At 69.0% G+C, this 14,973-nt stretch carries 18 protein-coding genes; 13 read left to right on the top strand and 5 right to left on the bottom strand.

Annotation, left to right across the window (positions count from 1 at the left end):
• Positions 1 to 417 (top strand): nucleoside-diphosphate kinase, encoded by a 417-nt coding sequence (gene ndk / locus BLU02_RS03370; protein WP_060921676.1) that lies wholly within the window; start codon positions 1 to 3, stop codon positions 415 to 417.
• A 67-nt stretch (positions 418 to 484) separates the two neighbouring features.
• Here ndk and BLU02_RS03365 read toward each other — a convergent pair whose 3' ends face one another.
• The gene (locus BLU02_RS03365; protein ID WP_060921677.1) at positions 485 to 1,096 is read right to left on the bottom strand and encodes a vitamin K epoxide reductase family protein; all 612 of its coding nucleotides are present in this window, start codon (positions 1,094 to 1,096) and stop codon (positions 485 to 487) included.
• Between the two features lie 282 nt (positions 1,097 to 1,378).
• Between BLU02_RS03365 and BLU02_RS03360 the strand changes: the two genes are divergently transcribed.
• On the top strand, positions 1,379 to 3,820 hold the full coding sequence (locus tag BLU02_RS03360; RefSeq protein WP_060921678.1) for an Rne/Rng family ribonuclease: 2,442 nt from the start codon (positions 1,379 to 1,381) through the stop codon (positions 3,818 to 3,820).
• On the opposite strand, the gene BLU02_RS03355 is transcribed toward BLU02_RS03360, so the two are convergent.
• On the bottom strand, positions 3,782 to 4,051 hold the full coding sequence (locus BLU02_RS03355) for a DUF4031 domain-containing protein (RefSeq protein WP_060921679.1): 270 nt from the start codon (positions 4,049 to 4,051) through the stop codon (positions 3,782 to 3,784). The two genes, BLU02_RS03360 and BLU02_RS03355, sit on opposite strands and share 39 nt — an antisense overlap.
• Before the next feature lie 213 nt (positions 4,052 to 4,264).
• On the opposite strand from BLU02_RS03355, the gene rplU reads away from it, so the two are divergent.
• The 11 genes from rplU to BLU02_RS03300 all read left to right on the top strand — a co-directional run bounded on the left by rplU (position 4,265) and on the right by BLU02_RS03300 (position 11,909).
• Complete coding sequence (rplU, locus tag BLU02_RS03350; RefSeq protein ID WP_025104973.1) at positions 4,265 to 4,573, top strand: 50S ribosomal protein L21; 309 nt, start codon at positions 4,265 to 4,267, stop codon at positions 4,571 to 4,573.
• Between the two features lie 18 nt (positions 4,574 to 4,591).
• On the top strand, positions 4,592 to 4,849 hold the full coding sequence (gene rpmA, locus BLU02_RS03345) for a 50S ribosomal protein L27 (RefSeq protein ID WP_060921680.1): 258 nt from the start codon (positions 4,592 to 4,594) through the stop codon (positions 4,847 to 4,849).
• Positions 4,850 to 4,947: 98 nt separating this feature from the next.
• A complete protein-coding gene (gene obgE, locus BLU02_RS03340) occupies positions 4,948 to 6,447 on the top strand; it encodes a GTPase ObgE (protein ID WP_025104971.1) in 1,500 nt (499 codons plus the stop codon).
• Positions 6,444 to 7,229 (top strand): glutamate 5-kinase, encoded by a 786-nt coding sequence (gene proB / locus BLU02_RS03335; RefSeq protein WP_060921681.1) that lies wholly within the window; start codon positions 6,444 to 6,446, stop codon positions 7,227 to 7,229. Before obgE ends, proB begins: the two co-directional genes overlap by 4 nt.
• 9 nt (positions 7,230 to 7,238) lie before the next feature.
• Complete coding sequence (locus BLU02_RS03330; RefSeq protein ID WP_060921682.1) at positions 7,239 to 8,492, top strand: glutamate-5-semialdehyde dehydrogenase; 1,254 nt, start codon at positions 7,239 to 7,241, stop codon at positions 8,490 to 8,492.
• A gap of 67 nt (positions 8,493 to 8,559) precedes the next feature.
• Entirely contained in the window at positions 8,560 to 8,781 is a 222-nt protein-coding gene (locus BLU02_RS03325; protein ID WP_060921683.1) for a hypothetical protein, read from the top strand.
• 6 nt (positions 8,782 to 8,787) lie between these two features.
• On the top strand, positions 8,788 to 9,390 hold the full coding sequence (nadD, locus tag BLU02_RS03320) for a nicotinate-nucleotide adenylyltransferase (protein ID WP_082749995.1): 603 nt from the start codon (positions 8,788 to 8,790) through the stop codon (positions 9,388 to 9,390).
• On the top strand, positions 9,387 to 10,442 hold the full coding sequence (locus BLU02_RS03315; RefSeq protein WP_060921684.1) for a hypothetical protein: 1,056 nt from the start codon (positions 9,387 to 9,389) through the stop codon (positions 10,440 to 10,442). The genes nadD and BLU02_RS03315 overlap by 4 nt, the downstream gene beginning before the upstream one ends.
• On the top strand, positions 10,442 to 10,822 hold the full coding sequence (gene rsfS / locus BLU02_RS03310) for a ribosome silencing factor (protein WP_060921685.1): 381 nt from the start codon (positions 10,442 to 10,444) through the stop codon (positions 10,820 to 10,822). Before BLU02_RS03315 ends, rsfS begins: the two co-directional genes overlap by 1 nt.
• A 1-nt stretch (position 10,823) precedes the next feature.
• The gene (locus BLU02_RS03305) at positions 10,824 to 11,513 is read left to right on the top strand and encodes an SDR family oxidoreductase (protein WP_060921686.1); all 690 of its coding nucleotides are present in this window, start codon (positions 10,824 to 10,826) and stop codon (positions 11,511 to 11,513) included.
• A 138-nt stretch (positions 11,514 to 11,651) separates the two neighbouring features.
• On the top strand, positions 11,652 to 11,909 hold the full coding sequence (locus BLU02_RS03300; protein ID WP_231919629.1) for a hypothetical protein: 258 nt from the start codon (positions 11,652 to 11,654) through the stop codon (positions 11,907 to 11,909).
• 59 nt (positions 11,910 to 11,968) lie between these two features.
• On the opposite strand, the gene BLU02_RS17545 is transcribed toward BLU02_RS03300, so the two are convergent.
• From BLU02_RS17545 to BLU02_RS03290, 3 genes are all read right to left on the bottom strand, one after another.
• Positions 11,969 to 12,142 (bottom strand): hypothetical protein, encoded by a 174-nt coding sequence (locus BLU02_RS17545; RefSeq protein ID WP_158698540.1) that lies wholly within the window; start codon positions 12,140 to 12,142, stop codon positions 11,969 to 11,971.
• A gap of 99 nt (positions 12,143 to 12,241) precedes the next feature.
• Positions 12,242 to 13,447, bottom strand: a complete 1,206-nt coding sequence (locus BLU02_RS03295) for a DUF3500 domain-containing protein (RefSeq protein ID WP_060921688.1) — start codon at positions 13,445 to 13,447, stop codon at positions 12,242 to 12,244.
• A 273-nt stretch (positions 13,448 to 13,720) separates the two neighbouring features.
• Positions 13,721 to 14,854, bottom strand: coding sequence for a hypothetical protein (locus BLU02_RS03290; protein WP_060921689.1), 1,134 nt, complete (start codon positions 14,852 to 14,854; stop codon positions 13,721 to 13,723).
• Between the last annotated feature and the right edge of the window lie 119 nt (positions 14,855 to 14,973).

The raw sequence follows: 14,973 nt of genomic DNA, 5'->3' as shown, positions 1-14,973 counted from the left end.
ATGGCCACCGAAGAAACCCTCGTCCTCGTCAAGCCGGACGGTGTCGCCCGCGGCCTCACCGGCACGATCCTCGCCCGCATCGAGGCGAAGGGATACGCCCTCGTCGACATCCGCCTCGTCGAGCCCGACCGCGACCTCCTCGCCGCGCACTACGCCGAGCACGAGGGCAAGCCGTTCTACGAGCCCCTTCTCGAGTTCATGATGTCCGGTCCCTCCGTGGCGATCCGCCTCGCGGGCAACCGCGTCATCGAGGGCTTCCGCTCCCTCGCCGGCACGACCGACCCCACGACCGCCGCGCCGGGCACCATCCGTGGTGACTTCGGTCGCGACTGGGGCCTCCAGGTGCAGCAGAACCTCGTGCACGGCTCGGACAGCCCCGAGTCGGCCACTCGCGAGCTGGGCATCTGGTTCGACTGACCCCGATCCTCACGACGAAGCCCGTCCGCCGGAATGGCGGACGGGCTTCGTCGTTCTCATGGAGAGATCAGAAGAGGATCTTCGCCATCTCGCCGAGGAAGTCGAGGCCCTGCAGCTGCGCGAGGAAGATGATCAGCGCATAGGCGACGACGGTCGCCAGCGGCACCCACGGCATGAGCTTGTCGGCACCCGCGCGGACCTTCGCATCGCTCGTGAACGTGCCGTTGCGGGCCAGGTGGACCATGGTGGCGAAGAAGGTGGGGATCGTCACCGCCCAGGTGACCATGCACCAGGGGCAGAGCACGAAGAGGTCGTAGAGGCTCTGCGCGATCAGCCAGCACACGAGGCCGAACGCGAAGGTGATGCCGACCCCGAACGCTGCCCAGAACCATCGGGGGAAGCGTGCGCCGGCGAGGATCGCGACACCGACGACGAGCGGCGCCATCCAGCCCGTGAGGCCGATGATCGGGTTCGGGAAGCCGAAGACCGAGCCCTGCCACGACTGCAGGTTGGTGCTGCACTGGATGAACGGGCTGAGGTCACACCCGAGCGCTTCCTGCGGGTTCTCCAGCAGCGCGAACTTCTCGACCGTGAGCTGGAAGGCGGCGTACCAGCCGATGACGCTCGCGATGATCAACCACACGGCATAGACGACGGGGCGGGTGCGCTGCTCGCTCATGCTCAGGATTATCCCAGTGACGGCTATGGAAAGGGCGAGAACCGCCCGGAGAAAACGGGCGGGGACCGACGGGATGCCGCGATCGGACCGACTTGGTGCGATAATGACCTGTGATGCGATGAACGGCGTTGCCGCGACACGCGTCGAGCAGACTTCGGGGCCCATGCCCCACGTGACCAGAGCCGTGAGCCGGTCGCAGGCCGATTGAGTTCGCGGCACCCGCGGGTGCCGCATGAGATTTCACGGGACACGCAGTGGACCGTGCCAGGGAGCACGCCAGAGATGGCCGATGAGAACAATGACAACAACGCCCCCGCCCTCGACGCCCCGGCTGATGCCGCGGAGCCGCTGACGGCGCCCACCGACTCCACAGACGTCGAGGCGGAGAGCGACACCTCCGCGGCGCAGGCTCCGTCCGAGGACGTCCCTGCGGAGTCCGACGCCGCCGCCGAGCCCGAGGCCCCTGCCGAGCCCGAGGCTCCCGCTGAGCCTGAGGCTCCCGCGGAGTCCGAGGCTCCCGCGGAGCCCGAGGCCCCTGCCGAAACTGAGGCTCCGGCTGAGCCTGAGGCTCCCGCAAAGTCCGAGGCTCCGGCTGAGCCCGAGGCCCCTGCCGAGCCGGAGAAGCCCGCGGCCGTCACCGCCGTGTCGCTCGGACTGCTGCCCGAGGTCTTCGTGTCGCAGGTGTCGACCCAGCTGCACTTCTATGCACCGGAGATCGTCCCGCTTCCTGCCCGCCCCGGTCGTGACGACCGTGCGCCCGAGCGCGACCAGGAGGAGTCCGGAGGAGGGCGCCGCGGGCGCCGTCGCCGTGGCGGATCCGAGGGCGATGACCAGCGCGACGAGCCGCGGCAGCGCCAGCGCGTCGTCGAGTACATCACCGAGCCGAAGGCGATCAAGGGTTCGACCAGGCTCGAAGCCAAGAAGCAGCGGCGTCGTGACGGCCGTGACGCCGGTCGTCGTCGTCCGGTCGTGACCGAGGCCGAGTTCCTCGCGCGTCGCGAGTCGGTCGACCGCAAGATGGTCGTGCGCTCCAAGAACGGCCGCACGCAGATCGGAGTCCTGGAGGACGGCGTGCTCGTGGAGCACTACGTCGCCCGCAACCAGGACGCCTCGCTGATCGGCAACGTCTACCTCGGTCGCGTGCAGAACGTGCTTCCCAGCATGGAGGCCGCGTTCGTCGACATCGGCCGCGGCCGCAACGCCGTGCTCTACTCGGGCGAGGTGGACTGGGACGGCGTCGAGACCGGCAACCAGCCCCGTCGCATCGAACTGGCGCTGAAGCCCGGCGATCGCGTGCTCGTGCAGGTCACCAAGGACCCGGTGGGCCACAAGGGTGCCCGCCTCACGAGCCAGATCTCGCTGCCCGGCCGCTACCTCGTGTACGTGCCCGGCGGCTCGATGAACGGCATCAGCCGCAAGCTGCCCGACAACGAGCGCGCGCGTCTCAAGCGCATCCTCAAGGAGGTGCTGCCGGAGTCGTCCGGCGTGATCGTCCGCACGGCGGCCGAGGGCGCCACCGAGGAGCAGCTGACCCGCGACGTGCAGCGCCTCACCTCGCAGTGGGAGCACATCCAGAAGCAGGTCGAGAGCCAGCAGGCGCCGGCGCTCCTGCACGCCGAGCCCGACCTGCTCGTGAAGATCGTCCGTGACGTCTTCAACGAGGACTTCACGAAGATGCTCATCCAGGGCGAGGAGTCGCAGCGCACGATCCGGGCGTACCTGGAGAGCGTCGCGCCCGACCTGCTCGAGCGCGTCGAGGCCTATGAGGACGACGTCGACCCGTTCGACGCGTTCCGCATCACCGAGCAGATCGAGAAGGCGCTGGACCGCAAGGTGTGGCTGCCCTCCGGCGGCTCGCTCGTGATCGACCGCACCGAGGCCATGACGGTCGTCGACGTCAACACCGGCAAGTTCGTCGGCTCGGGCGGAAACCTCGAGGAGACCGTCACCAAGAACAACCTCGAGGCCGCGGAGGAGATCGTCCGCCAGCTCCGCTTGCGCGACATCGGCGGCATCATCGTCGTCGACTTCATCGACATGGTCCTGGAGTCCAACCGCGATCTCGTGCTTCGGCGCCTGATCGAATGCCTGAGCCGCGACCGGACCAAGCACCAGGTCGCCGAGGTCACGTCGCTCGGGCTCGTGCAGATGACCCGCAAGAAGCTGGGGCTCGGCCTGCTGGAGACCTTCAGCGAGGCGTGCGAGGTCTGCGCCGGCCGCGGCGTGATCGTGCACCACGACCCGGTCGTGAAGCACCGCGCGAACGGCAACGGCAACAACAACGGCGGTAACGGCAACGGCGGACGCCGGCAGCGCGGGAACGGCAACGGCAACGGCGGTGGCAACAATCACCCCGCGCCCGCCGCACCGCCTGTGACCCACGCCATCACCGAGGGGGCGAAGTCCGCCCTCGCGCAGATCGCTGCCTCCACCATTGCGCCGGCCGGCGAACCGGCCGCCGAGGTGCCGGTCGTCGAGTCCGCTTCGGCGCCCGCATCCGAGCGCCCGAAGAAGGCTCGGAAGAAGCGCGGCGACCGCAAGGGGCCGAAGACCCCGACCGAGGAGCTGCTCGACTCGGTGCTGGACGCGCTTCCGGAGCCCAAGGCGCCGGGTCAGGGCCGTGGACGGCGTCGGGTCACCACCGCCGCGCTCTCCGGCACGCCCGTGTCCGTGAACTCGGAGGCCTCAGTGTCGCCGGTCGCGTCCGCGGACCCGGAGGCCTGAGGCGATCAGGCGCCGGACGAGCTCCTTGCCGGAGACGTGCTGTGCACCGCCGGCGATGAGCCGGGGGACGGCGTCCTCCGGGACGTCGTAGTGGTCGAGGTCGAAGGCCCGGGCGGGGATGCCGTGCGCGCGGGCGAACGCGTGCAGCTCGTCGAGGTTGTCGTCGCTGACCAGGTGCGCCCACAGGCGTCCATGGGCGGGCCAGCGGGGGTCGTCGACGAGTACGGTCACTCCGTCAGCCTACGGCCGGCCCCGTCGCCCGGCTCACTTTGCGAGGTCAGCCGGCATCCGGTAAAGTAGTCCCTTGGTGCGCATGCCGCGTCGTCCTCGACGGCCGAAGCGGAGAGTCTTGCATTCGCGCCCGTCGTACCAGCGACGCATGCAAGCAACAGTCTTCCCGTGAGATTCTCGGAGCCGCGTGCTCCCCAACGAAACAGGTATGAAGTGGTTTACGCAGTAGTGCGCGCCGGTGGCCGGCAGGAGAAGGTCGAGGTCGGCACCATCGTTCAGCTCGACCGTGTTCAGGCTGCCCAGGGCGACAAGATTCAGCTGCCCGCCGTGCTGCTCGTCGACGGCTCCACGGTGACCACCGACGCCGACGCGCTGGCGAAGGTCACCGTCACGGCTGAGGTCGTCGGCAACCTCCGCGGCCCGAAGATCGTCATCCAGAAGTACAAGAACAAGACCGGCTACAAGAAGCGTCAGGGCCACCGCCAGGAGCTCACGCGCGTCAAGATCACCGGCATCAAGTAAGACCGAGGAGACCAGGACATGGCACACAAAAAGGGCGCAAGCTCCACCCGTAACGGTCGTGACTCCAACGCACAGCGCCTCGGCGTGAAGCGCTTCGGCGGTCAGCAGGTCCTCGCCGGCGAGATCATCGTCCGTCAGCGCGGCACCCACTTCCACCCCGGCGCCAACGTCGGCCGTGGTGGCGACGACACGCTGTTCGCTCTGGCCGCCGGTGCGGTCGAGTTCGGCGCGAAGGGCGGCCGCAAGGTCGTCAACATCGTCGCTACTGCTGAGTGATCACAGCACCACGCTAAACATCCGGTTCGGGGCGGGCTTCGGCTCGCCCCGTCCGTGTATCTGCCGTCAGGCACCCTGAGCAACCGAAGGACTCGCACATGGTCACGTTCGTCGACACCGTCACACTGCACCTGCGTGCAGGCAAGGGCGGCAACGGCTGCGTCTCCGTGCACCGGGAGAAGTTCAAGCCCCTCGGCGGTCCGGACGGCGGCAACGGCGGCGACGGCGGCGACATCGTGCTCGTCGCCGACACGCAGACCGGCACGCTGCTGTCGTACCACCACTCGCCGCACCGCTCGTCGGGCAACGGCGGACCGGGCATGGGCGACCACCGCTCCGGCTTCGACGGCGAGACCCTGGAGCTCCCCGTCCCGGTCGGCACCGTGGTCAAGAACCCGAACGGCGACGTCCTGATCGACATGATCGAGCCGGGGGAGCGCTTCGTCGTGGCTGCGGGCGGTCAGGGCGGACTGGGCAACGCGGCCCTGGCGACCCCCAAGCGCAAGGCTCCGGGGTTCGCTCTGCTCGGCACCCCGGGCTTCGAGGGCGACGTCGTCCTCGAGCTCAAGACCGTCGCCGACGTGGCGCTCGTCGGCTACCCGTCCGCGGGCAAGTCGAGCCTCATCGGCGCGATCTCGGCCGCACGACCCAAGATCGCCGACTACCCCTTCACGACGCTGCACCCGAACCTCGGCGTGGTCCAGGTGGAGGACTTCCGCTACACCGTCGCGGATGTGCCGGGCCTCATCGAGGGCGCCAGCGAGGGCCGCGGGCTCGGACTCGAGTTCCTGCGGCACGTGGAGCGCTGCTCCGCCCTGCTGCACGTGCTCGACTGCGCGACGCTGGAGCCGAACCGCGACCCCATCTCCGACCTCGACGTCATCCTCGCCGAGCTGGCCGCGTACGAGGTGCCGGAGGGGCAGACTCCTCTGCTGGAGCGCCCGCAGTTCGTGGCGTTGAACAAGGTCGACGTGCCGGAGGCGCGTGACCTCGCCGATCTCGTGCGGCCCGACCTGGAGGCTCGCGGTTTCCGGGTGTTCGAGATCTCCACGGTCTCGCATGAGGGGCTGCGCCCCCTCACGCTGGCTCTCGGCGAGCTGGTCGAGCAGCACCGCAAGGAGACCGCGGTCGAGGCGCCGCGCGAGCGCGTCGTCATCCGCCCGAAGGGCTCGGTGAAGCCGTTCACCATCCGGGTCGAGGGCGGCACCTATGGCAACATCTACCGCATCCTGGGCGAGAAGCCGGTGCGCTGGGTGCAGCAGACCGACTTCCAGAACGAGGAGGCCGTGGGCTACCTCGCCGACCGTCTGGAGAAGCTGGGCGTCGAGGACGAGCTCTTCCGTCTCGGCGCCGTGCAGGGTTCGACGGTCGTGATCGGCGAGGGCGACAGCATCGTCTTCGACTGGGAGCCGACGATGAGCTCCGCGGCCGAGCTCATGACGGCACCCCGCGGCACCGACCCGCGTCTGGCGCCGAATGCCCGCCGCACCACGTCCGAGCGGCGCGAGCAGTACTACGAGCGCATGGACGCGAAGGCGCAGGCGCGCGCCGAGCTGGAGGCGGAGCGGCTCGCCACGTACCGCGAGGACGAGGCGTGAGCGCACGCAGGCGCGCCGACCTCGCGACGGCGACGCGGATCGTCGTGAAGGTGGGCTCGTCGTCCATCAGCGGCGAGTCCTCCTGGCGCATCCCGGTGCTCGTCGAGGCGCTGGCCGCGGCGCATGCCCGCGGAGCCGAGGTCGTGCTCGTGTCGTCGGGAGCGATCGCCTCCGGCATCCCCTTCCTCCGCCTGGACGCGCGGCCCACCGACCTCGCCACGCAGCAGGCCGCGGCCGCGGTCGGGCAGAACATCCTCGTCTACCGCTACCAGGAGGCACTGCGCCCCTTCGACATCGTCGCCGGTCAGGTGCTGCTCACCACCGGAGACCTCGAGAACCCGACGTCGCGCTCGAACGCACGGCGGGCCATGGAGCGCCTGCTGGGGCTGCGAACCCTTCCGATCGTGAACGAGAACGACACGGTCGCGACGCAGGAGATCCGGTTCGGCGACAACGACCGGCTGGGCGCTCTCGTCGCGCAGCTCATCGAGGCCGACGCCCTCATCCTCCTCAGCGACATCGAGTCGCTGTACACACGGCCGCCGAGCGACCCCGCCGCCGAGCCCATCGACGTCGTCGCTCCGGACGCGGACCTCTCCGGGCTGGAGTTCGGCGCCACGGTCGTCAACAGCGTCGGCACCGGGGGAGCGGCTACGAAGGTCTCCGCCGCCCGACTCGCGGCGGCCTCGGGCATCGGGGTCCTGGTCACCAGTGCTGACCTCGTCTCCCAGGCCCTGGCGGGCGCCGACATCGGGACCTGGTTCGAGCCCGCCACCTCCTAGACTGGGCGGATGACCGACCTCACCCCTCAGACGCGCCTGGAGCGGGCCAAGGAGGCCTCGCGAGCGACCGCCGCCCTCACCAGCGACGACAAGGCGCGGGCGCTCGAAGCCATCGCCGTCGCTCTCGAGGCGGATGCCGCCCGGATCATCGAGGCGAACCAGCGGGATGTCGAGCGCGGTCGTGAGGACGGCATCGGCGAATCCCTCGTCGACCGCCTCCGTCTGGACGAGAAGAGGGTCTCCGCCCTCGCAGCCGCAGTCCGCGATGTGGCGGCTCTGCCCGACCCGGTGGGTCGCGTGGTCGGGGGGCACCGGATGCCGAACGGTGTGGCTCTCGAACAGGTGCGCGTGCCGTTCGGCGTGGTCGGGGCCATCTATGAGGCGCGACCCAACGTCACCGTCGACATCGCCGCCCTCGCCCTGCGCTCGGGCAATGCGGTCGTCCTGCGCGGAGGCAGCGCCGCACGCGATTCGAACACGGTGCTCGTCGACGTGATGCGCTCCGCCCTCGGTACCGCGGGCGTGACGCCGGAGGCGATCCAGACCGTCGACGACTTCGGCCGCGACGGGGCGAAGGCGCTCATGCACGGCCGCGGCTTCATCGACGTGCTCGTGCCCCGCGGCAGCGCCGGTCTCATCGAGACCGTCGTGACGGAGTCGACGGTGCCTGCCATCGAGACGGGCGCCGGGAACGTGCACATCCTGCTCGACGAGAGCGCCCCGGACGACTGGGCGTCCGACATCGTCGTGAACGCCAAGGTGCAGCGCCCGAGCGTGTGCAACGCGGTCGAGACCGTTCTCGTCCACCGACAGGCCGCCCCGCGGCTGATCCCGCTCGTTGCGAGCGCGCTCATGAGTGAGGGGGTGGCGATCCACGGCGACGACGTGGTCGCAGGACTCGTGGCCAACATCATTCCGGCGACCGAGGAGGACTGGGCGACCGAGTACCTGAGCCTGGACGTCGCGATGAAGGTCGTCGACAGCCTCGACGACGCTCTCGACCACATCCGGCGCTACAGCACGGGGCACACGGAGTCCATCGTCACCACCGACTCCCGCAGCGCGGAGCGGTTCCTGGCCGAGGTGGACTCCGCCGTGGTGATGGTGAACGCCTCCACGCGGTTCACGGACGGGGCCGAATTCGGCTTCGGCGCCGAGGTGGGGATCTCGACGCAGAAGCTGCATGCGCGGGGTCCGATGGGGCTCTCCGAGCTGACCAGTACGAAATGGCTCGCGCGTGGGACAGGTCAGACCCGCGGGTGAGGGCTAGACTGGGGGACGCTGTATCCCCACAGGACCCCCGAGACAGCACGCCACGAACGGAGTCAGGATGAACCTCGTCGCACAGATCGCGATGGCCGCCGCAGAGACCGAGCACCACGGCAACGTGGCTCTCGACACGGTGATCTTCGGAGCCATCGCCGCGATCGTGTTCGCCGCTCTCGGTCTCGTGACGCTGTCGTACAAGAACGTCGCGAACCGCCACTCGGCGAAGGCGGAGGCCTGGGCGGCGAAGCACGGCAAGGACCACGAGGCGGGACACGGCCACTAGGCCCTCATGAGCACCGCGACCACGCGCGCACCGCGCATCGGCGTGATGGGCGGGACTTTCGATCCGATCCATCACGGCCATCTGGTCGCCGCCAGCGAGGTCGCGCACTCGTTCGATCTCGACGAGGTGGTGTTCGTCCCGACGGGTCGTCCCTGGCAGAAGGCCGACGTCACGCCGAGTGAGCATCGCTATCTGATGACGGTCATCGCAACGGCCTCCAACCCGCAGTTCACGGTGAGCCGCGTGGACATCGACCGCGCGGGTCCGACGTACACGATCGACACGCTCCGCGACCTCAAGGAGCAGCGCCCGGACGCCGAGCTGTTCTTCATCAGCGGGGCGGACGCCGTGGCGCAAATTCTCAGTTGGAGAGACCATGATGAATTGTGGGAACTGGCCCACTTCGTCGCGGTCTCCCGCCCAGGACACGTTCTGAGCATCGACGGCCTCCCGAGCGACGACGTCAGCCAGCTCGAGGTGCCGGCGCTGTCCATATCGTCGACGGACTGTCGAGACCGCGTCCGCGACGATCAACCGGTCTGGTACCTCGTCCCCGACGGGGTCGTCCAGTACATCGCGAAGCATCATCTGTATCGGAGCAAGGCATGAGCACATCGGATCAGCGAGGTCCGCTGACGCGGAAGCAGCTGCGGGAGATCCGGTTGACGGGATCCACCCCGATCATCAGCGAGGAGCAGGCCAACGCCGCCGCGGAAGCCGCGGCTCCCTCGCAGCCGTTGCCGCGTGCCGCCGAGCCCGTGGTCATTCCGCCCGCCCCGGTCGCCGGCACTCCTGTCGATCCTGAGGCCGCGCCGCTCACCCGGCGTCAGGCGCGGGAGCAGGAGAAGATCAAGACCGTCCCGGTTCCCACCGCCGGCGCGCCGGAGCAGGAGGCGCTGGAAGAGCCGGCGGTGCAGCCGGATGCCTCCGGCGACGACGACATCGATAACGACGAGGTCGTCGCGGAGCCCGTCAGTGCGGCCCAGGCCGCCGACACGGTCGGAGAGGTGCCACTCGCCGACGAGCACGCGCAGACGCCGGATTCCGAGCCTGAGGATCCCGCGGTCACACTCGGCGTCAGCCAGGAGGACACCGCCGAGGGGGAGGACCTCCTCGACGAGGACGCCGAGGAGGATGTCGACCAGGGCGAACGTCCGACGGTCAGTCCGACCTTCGGCCAGGGCGTGCTGCAGGACGAGACGCCCGCCGAGCAGGCACCCTTCCGCCCCTCCTTCGACGAGCTGCTCACCTCGAACGACTCCGGGGGCACCCAGCACTCGGCCCCGAACGCGCTGATCTTCACCCCGTCTCCCGGCGAGGGCTCTCTCTCCGGTCCGGTCGCCTCCACCGGCGAGATCCTCGTCACGGGGTCGTACGAGCTGCCGAAGGGGCTCGGCTCGCAGGGCCACGCCCACGGAACGACGGACGGCAAAGAGGTCGACGCCGTCCTCATCGACGGCGAGCTGCCGCCCGCGTCTTCCCCCACTCCGATCGCGGCGAGTTCCGCCGTCAGCACCATCAAGCCCGCCGGCGAGGTGATCCGTCCGCCGGCACCCGAGAAGGGCAACCGGCTGATGCTGATCGCCGCCATCGTGGCGGGCGCCCTCGCGCTGGGTCTGGGCACGGCCCTGGTCATCGCCTTCACAGGAAACGTCTTCTGATGCAATCACCCGAAACCGCCGAAGAGATGCTGCGCATCGCCGCTGAAGCCGCCGTGGCCAAGGGGGGTGAGGATCTCGTCGCGCTGAACGTCTCCGAACCGCTCCCGCTCGTCGACATCTTCCTTCTCGTGACCGGCAACAGCGAGCGGAACGTCGCCGCCATCGCCGACGAGATCGAGGACCGTCTCGTCGAGTCCGGGCACAAGCGCGTGCGCCGGGAGGGGCGAGCCGAGGCACGGTGGGTGCTGCTGGACTTCGGCGACCTCATCGTCCACGTCTTCCACCAGGAGGAGCGCGTCTACTACGGCCTGGAGCGTCTGTGGAAGGACTGCCCGGTGATCCCGCTCGAGGTCGCCGAGACCTCGGCTGACAACGCCTGACATGGCCACGCACCTGCTGACCGGTGCGGGGTCGGGGATAGGCGCGGTCCTCGCCCGACGACTCGTGGAGCGTGGCGACGACGTCGTGGTGCTCGCGCGCGATGCGGGACGAGCACGGCAGATCGCCGAGCAGCTGCCAGGGGTCTCGGCGCTGGTCGGCGACCTCGCGCAGCCGGGACGCCTCTCCTGGGCGCTCTCGAAGCAGAGCCTGCCCGATCGCATCGATTCCCTGGTGCACGCGGCCGGGGTCGTCGACCTCGGCACGGTGGGAGATCTCACTCCGGCGCTCTGGGACCAGCAGCTCGCCGTCAATCTCGTCGCCCCGGCGGAGCTCACGCGGCTCCTGCTTCCCGTCCTCCGCGTCTCGCGGGGTCATGTGGTGTTCGTGAACTCCGGAGCCGGACTCCGGGCGAGCCCTGGGTGGTCGGCGTACGCGGCCTCGAAGCACGGCCTGCGCGCCCTCGCGGATGCGCTCCGGCAGGAGGAGGCCGAGCACGGCCTCCGGGTGACATCGGTCTATCCAGGGCGCACGGCGACGCCCATGCAGGAACGCGTGCACCAGCAGGAAGGTCAGGAGTACGACGCGGCCCGGTTCATCACACCGGAAGCCGTGGCGACGACGATCCTCGCGGCGCTGGACCTCCCGCGGGACGCGCATCTCACGGATCTCACGGTGCGTCCGCAGGGCTGAACGAGTCGATCCTTCCATTCTCCTGCACCTCAGCGAGAGGGTGTCAAGGCCCTTCCCTTCCCCCGCGGGGTATCAGAGGCTCATCATCAGAGAGTCCTGGAGGGCCGACTGATGTCAGAAGTTCCTGATCCCCGTTTCGTGCTTCACCGCATCACGCCGTCGGAGTGGGTGATCAACGACCTGCGCTATCCCCAGAACGACCCGCGGCATGTCGTCGCCTGCGTCTATGAGCTCGCCGACACCGAGGTCGAGGTCACGTGGCTGCGCGATCTTCCGCTGGCGATCCGCTATGGCACTGCGTTCGAGGTGTTGGAGGAGGTCGAGCGGATGCAGGGTGCCAGCCGGGCCACGCGACCCATCGCGATCCCCTCTCGCCCGCCGCTGCTGGCCACCTGAGCTGCGAGAACGCACCAAGGGCACCCCGCCGTGAGGGGTGCCCTTTCGTGCTTTACCGGTCAGTCGTCGTCGCCGACGACAGCGGCGCGGTCGGCCTCCGCGCTGTCGATCTGAGCGTCGTCGGCGTCCTCGTCGAGAACCTCTTCGCCGTCGACCTCGCGCGTCGGGACGTCCTCCGCGTCGCCATCGGCGATCGGCGGGAGAGGCGGGATCGGGGGAGTCGTGTTGGACATGTCGTCTCCTTTCGTCGGATGCCTTTCTACGCCGGGCCGCCGACGCAGACGAGGCGGTTGACGCATGGCAGCACGGGGGGCTACGGGCCTGCTCCGCGGTCAGGAAGCGGGAGGTGTGCTCCCACCACCCGGGCCACCGCTCATGCCGGACGCGGCCTGCTGGGTGACGCTGTTCGCGTAGTCGTTCGTCGGGTCGCGGTAGATGGTGTGCACGTGACCCCAGCCCGACGTCGTCACGCCCTCGACGTCGGCGCCCGCGGAGCCCTGCTGCGCCTGGAACGCGACGTAGACCTTCGGCCCGGAGATGGAGAAGTCGATGCCGTCTCCGGTGCTCATGTCGTACGTCGTCGCCCCGGACCAGGCGATCACGGTGTCATCCAGTGTCTGCTCGATCTCGGCCAGCGTGGAGGCCGTGGTCTCCTCGTCGCTCATCCCGGCCCAGTTCGCGATGAGCTGGAGAAGCAGGTCCCGCTGCTCGTCGGAGAGGTCGGCTCCGGACAGGCCCGCGCCGGTGGCGAAATCGCAGGTGTCGCCCGGTGCGCACATGCTCACATCGCCGGAGGTCAGGGTGGCCTGCTGGTCGGCGGTGAGGCTGTCGAAGAACGCGAAGGCGTCCGTGTAGATGCCATCGAACGGCTGCACCTCCTCGCCGTCCTCGTTCGTGTAGACGGCGGGCTGGACGCCGAGGTGCGTGGGCGCGAAGGTGATCGCGTCGGTGCTGCCGTCGAGCGTGGCGTTGATCCCGAGGTGGTGCCCGCCGAACTGCACCTCGAAGGCGCCGTCGGTCGCTGTCGGATCGCCGAAGGAGGCGATGTAGTACTGCCCGAGGGACTCCTCGGTGCTGCTGCTGTTCTCGGCGAGGTACTCGTCGCCGCCCATGATCCCGGTCACGGTGGCGTAGGCCTCGTCGCTGAGGAGAGCCTCCAGCACGGCGAGCGCCGCGGTCCGCTGCTCCTCGGTCAGGTCGGTGAGGTTCAGACCGGCCCGCTGCACGAAGGTCACCGGGAAGTTCGACCACGACGTCGTCTTCGTCTCGTCGTCGAAGTCGTAGAGAACGGTCTCCTTCTGTTCGTCGGTCAGCGTCGCGAGGAAGGCCGCGGCAGTGGCGGACGTGTCGGCGATCGTCCCCGCGGTCGTTCCGGCTTCCGTCGACGCGGCGGCGGAAGCCGAGGCGGACGACGAAGCAGAGGTCGTCGGTTCGGCGGTCGTGGCGGCCGCGCAGCCGCTCAAGACGAGGCCGCCCGCGAGGACGAGGCCGGAGAGCCAGGCGAGGCGTTTCTGTGCGGGAGAGGATGTCGTGTTCATGGCATCAGGCTAGGAACGCGACCGGTGGTGATCCTTTGTGCCGTCGATGTGATTCCTATGAGCCCTGGGTCATCCGTGTTTTCTCGGATGTCTCCCACGCAGCGGGGGCGGTGATCGGGGGACTCGATGGTCAGGAGTCGTCATCGAGAACAGGCTCTGTCGCCTGTCGGGGGCCCTCGAGTGAACCGGCCGGCCCGCATCGTCTCAGGCATTCGCGCAGCGACAGGCGTCCCCTCCCGTCGAGGCCTGTTGTCGCGCGAAAGCCTGAGGGGGCTAGGGGAGGTAGCGGTCCACAATCGTGCGGAGCTGTGCCTCGTCGGGTGCCGTGCTGACGCCGGTCACGCGCTGCAGCGTCGCGAAAGGAGTCGACGCCGACCCGGTGGGAGCGGGCTCGAGCTGCGTCTTCCAGTCCGGGGCGATGTGGTCGAGAAGCAGCCCGAGCTGGGCACCCGTGAAGTACGAATAGTCGCGTTCCAGGACAGCCTGCTGATCCGGATCCTCGATCAGTGCTTCGAGACCGTCGGTGAAGGTGTTCTGAACGGGAGTGAGGCCTCGTGCTCTGTCGAAAGCCCGCTCGACGTAGGTCGCCGTCCCCTCGATGGCCTCCAGCTCGATCTCCAACTCCAGAGTCGGCCACGTCGTATAGCGGGCCATGCGCACAGCGGCGAGGTCGGACGCGAGGGCGGCCAGCACCTGCGGATCGGTCTCGGTCTCGACCCGGTCGAAGATCCGCGCCTCCACGCGCAGCAACTCGTATTGCGCCGCCGTATGCGGGTAGTCCGGAATCGTGCCGCCGGCCTCCCACGGCCAGGCGCCGGGCGCCTCGGGATCGATCCCCTGTTTCGTGACGTGGAAGTTCTCGTGCAGGGAGAAGCGCGCGAAACCCTGCGACGTCGTGGTCTCGGTGTCGAGCATCGCCTGGTTGTACTTGAACGCGAGGACGTCATCGCCGCCCACCTCGATCACACCGAAGTTGGACGGGGCATACAGCACCCCATCCCCGGCGGCGAACGTCCGGCTGATGCGGACGTCGCCGAGGTGGGTGGCCCCGGGAACGTCGATCTTCGTCATGCCGGAGGTGTCCGTGACACCACTCATGTTGACGAGGATCGCGTGCGACCAGAAGGAGCTCTTCTCCCCGAGCGTGCGCAGCAGCACCAGCGGTTGCTCCTCATACCGGTAGGCGTCCGTCCAGATCTCCGCCGGATGTGCCGCCGTGACGTCGTACTGCTCCGACAGCTGGGTGAGCATCTCCTTGTCAGTGGCATCGAGACCCTCGTAGTCCGACGGGGTGGGGGCGAGGAGGCGCCACGCGATCACACCGCCGATCCCGAGCGCGACGACGGCGAGAATCCCGAGGATCACGGGGGCAAAGCGGCGACGGTGTCGCGCGACGGAAGCATGCATATGTAACACGCTACTGAAGCGCCTGTTTCGTTTTCGTATGCTTCGTGTCAGGCGATCGCGCGGCATCAGGCAGGGAGGGCGGAGATTGCCTGATGCGGCGCGAGGGCCTGACATCGCGA

Source organism: Microbacterium paraoxydans (assembly GCF_900105335.1).
Taxonomy (GTDB): domain Bacteria; phylum Actinomycetota; class Actinomycetes; order Actinomycetales; family Microbacteriaceae; genus Microbacterium; species Microbacterium paraoxydans.
This window is presented reverse-complemented; position numbering and strand designations above follow the sequence as displayed.

Excerpts from the sequence above, each read along its gene's own strand:
- BLU02_RS03360 (WP_060921678.1), top strand. The coding sequence starts at position 1,379 with ATGGCCGATGAGAACAATGACAACAACGCCCCCGCCCTCGACGCCCCG.
- BLU02_RS03330 (WP_060921682.1), top strand. The coding sequence starts at position 7,239 with ATGACCGACCTCACCCCTCAGACGCGCCTGGAGCGGGCCAAGGAGGCC.
- nadD (WP_082749995.1), top strand. The coding sequence starts at position 8,788 with ATGAGCACCGCGACCACGCGCGCACCGCGCATCGGCGTGATGGGCGGG.
- BLU02_RS03315 (WP_060921684.1), top strand. The coding sequence starts at position 9,387 with ATGAGCACATCGGATCAGCGAGGTCCGCTGACGCGGAAGCAGCTGCGG.
- rsfS (WP_060921685.1), top strand. The coding sequence starts at position 10,442 with ATGCAATCACCCGAAACCGCCGAAGAGATGCTGCGCATCGCCGCTGAA.
- BLU02_RS03305 (WP_060921686.1), top strand. The coding sequence starts at position 10,824 with ATGGCCACGCACCTGCTGACCGGTGCGGGGTCGGGGATAGGCGCGGTC.
- BLU02_RS03295 (WP_060921688.1), bottom strand. The coding sequence starts at position 13,447 with ATGAACACGACATCCTCTCCCGCACAGAAACGCCTCGCCTGGCTCTCC.
- BLU02_RS03325 (WP_060921683.1), top strand. The coding sequence starts at position 8,560 with ATGAACCTCGTCGCACAGATCGCGATGGCCGCCGCAGAGACCGAGCAC.
- BLU02_RS03365 (WP_060921677.1), bottom strand. The coding sequence starts at position 1,096 with ATGAGCGAGCAGCGCACCCGCCCCGTCGTCTATGCCGTGTGGTTGATC.
- BLU02_RS17545 (WP_158698540.1), bottom strand. The coding sequence starts at position 12,142 with ATGTCCAACACGACTCCCCCGATCCCGCCTCTCCCGCCGATCGCCGAT.
- rpmA (WP_060921680.1), top strand. The coding sequence starts at position 4,592 with ATGGCACACAAAAAGGGCGCAAGCTCCACCCGTAACGGTCGTGACTCC.
- BLU02_RS03290 (WP_060921689.1), bottom strand. The coding sequence starts at position 14,854 with ATGCATGCTTCCGTCGCGCGACACCGTCGCCGCTTTGCCCCCGTGATC.
- obgE (WP_025104971.1), top strand. The coding sequence starts at position 4,948 with ATGGTCACGTTCGTCGACACCGTCACACTGCACCTGCGTGCAGGCAAG.
- ndk (WP_060921676.1), top strand. The coding sequence starts at position 1 with ATGGCCACCGAAGAAACCCTCGTCCTCGTCAAGCCGGACGGTGTCGCC.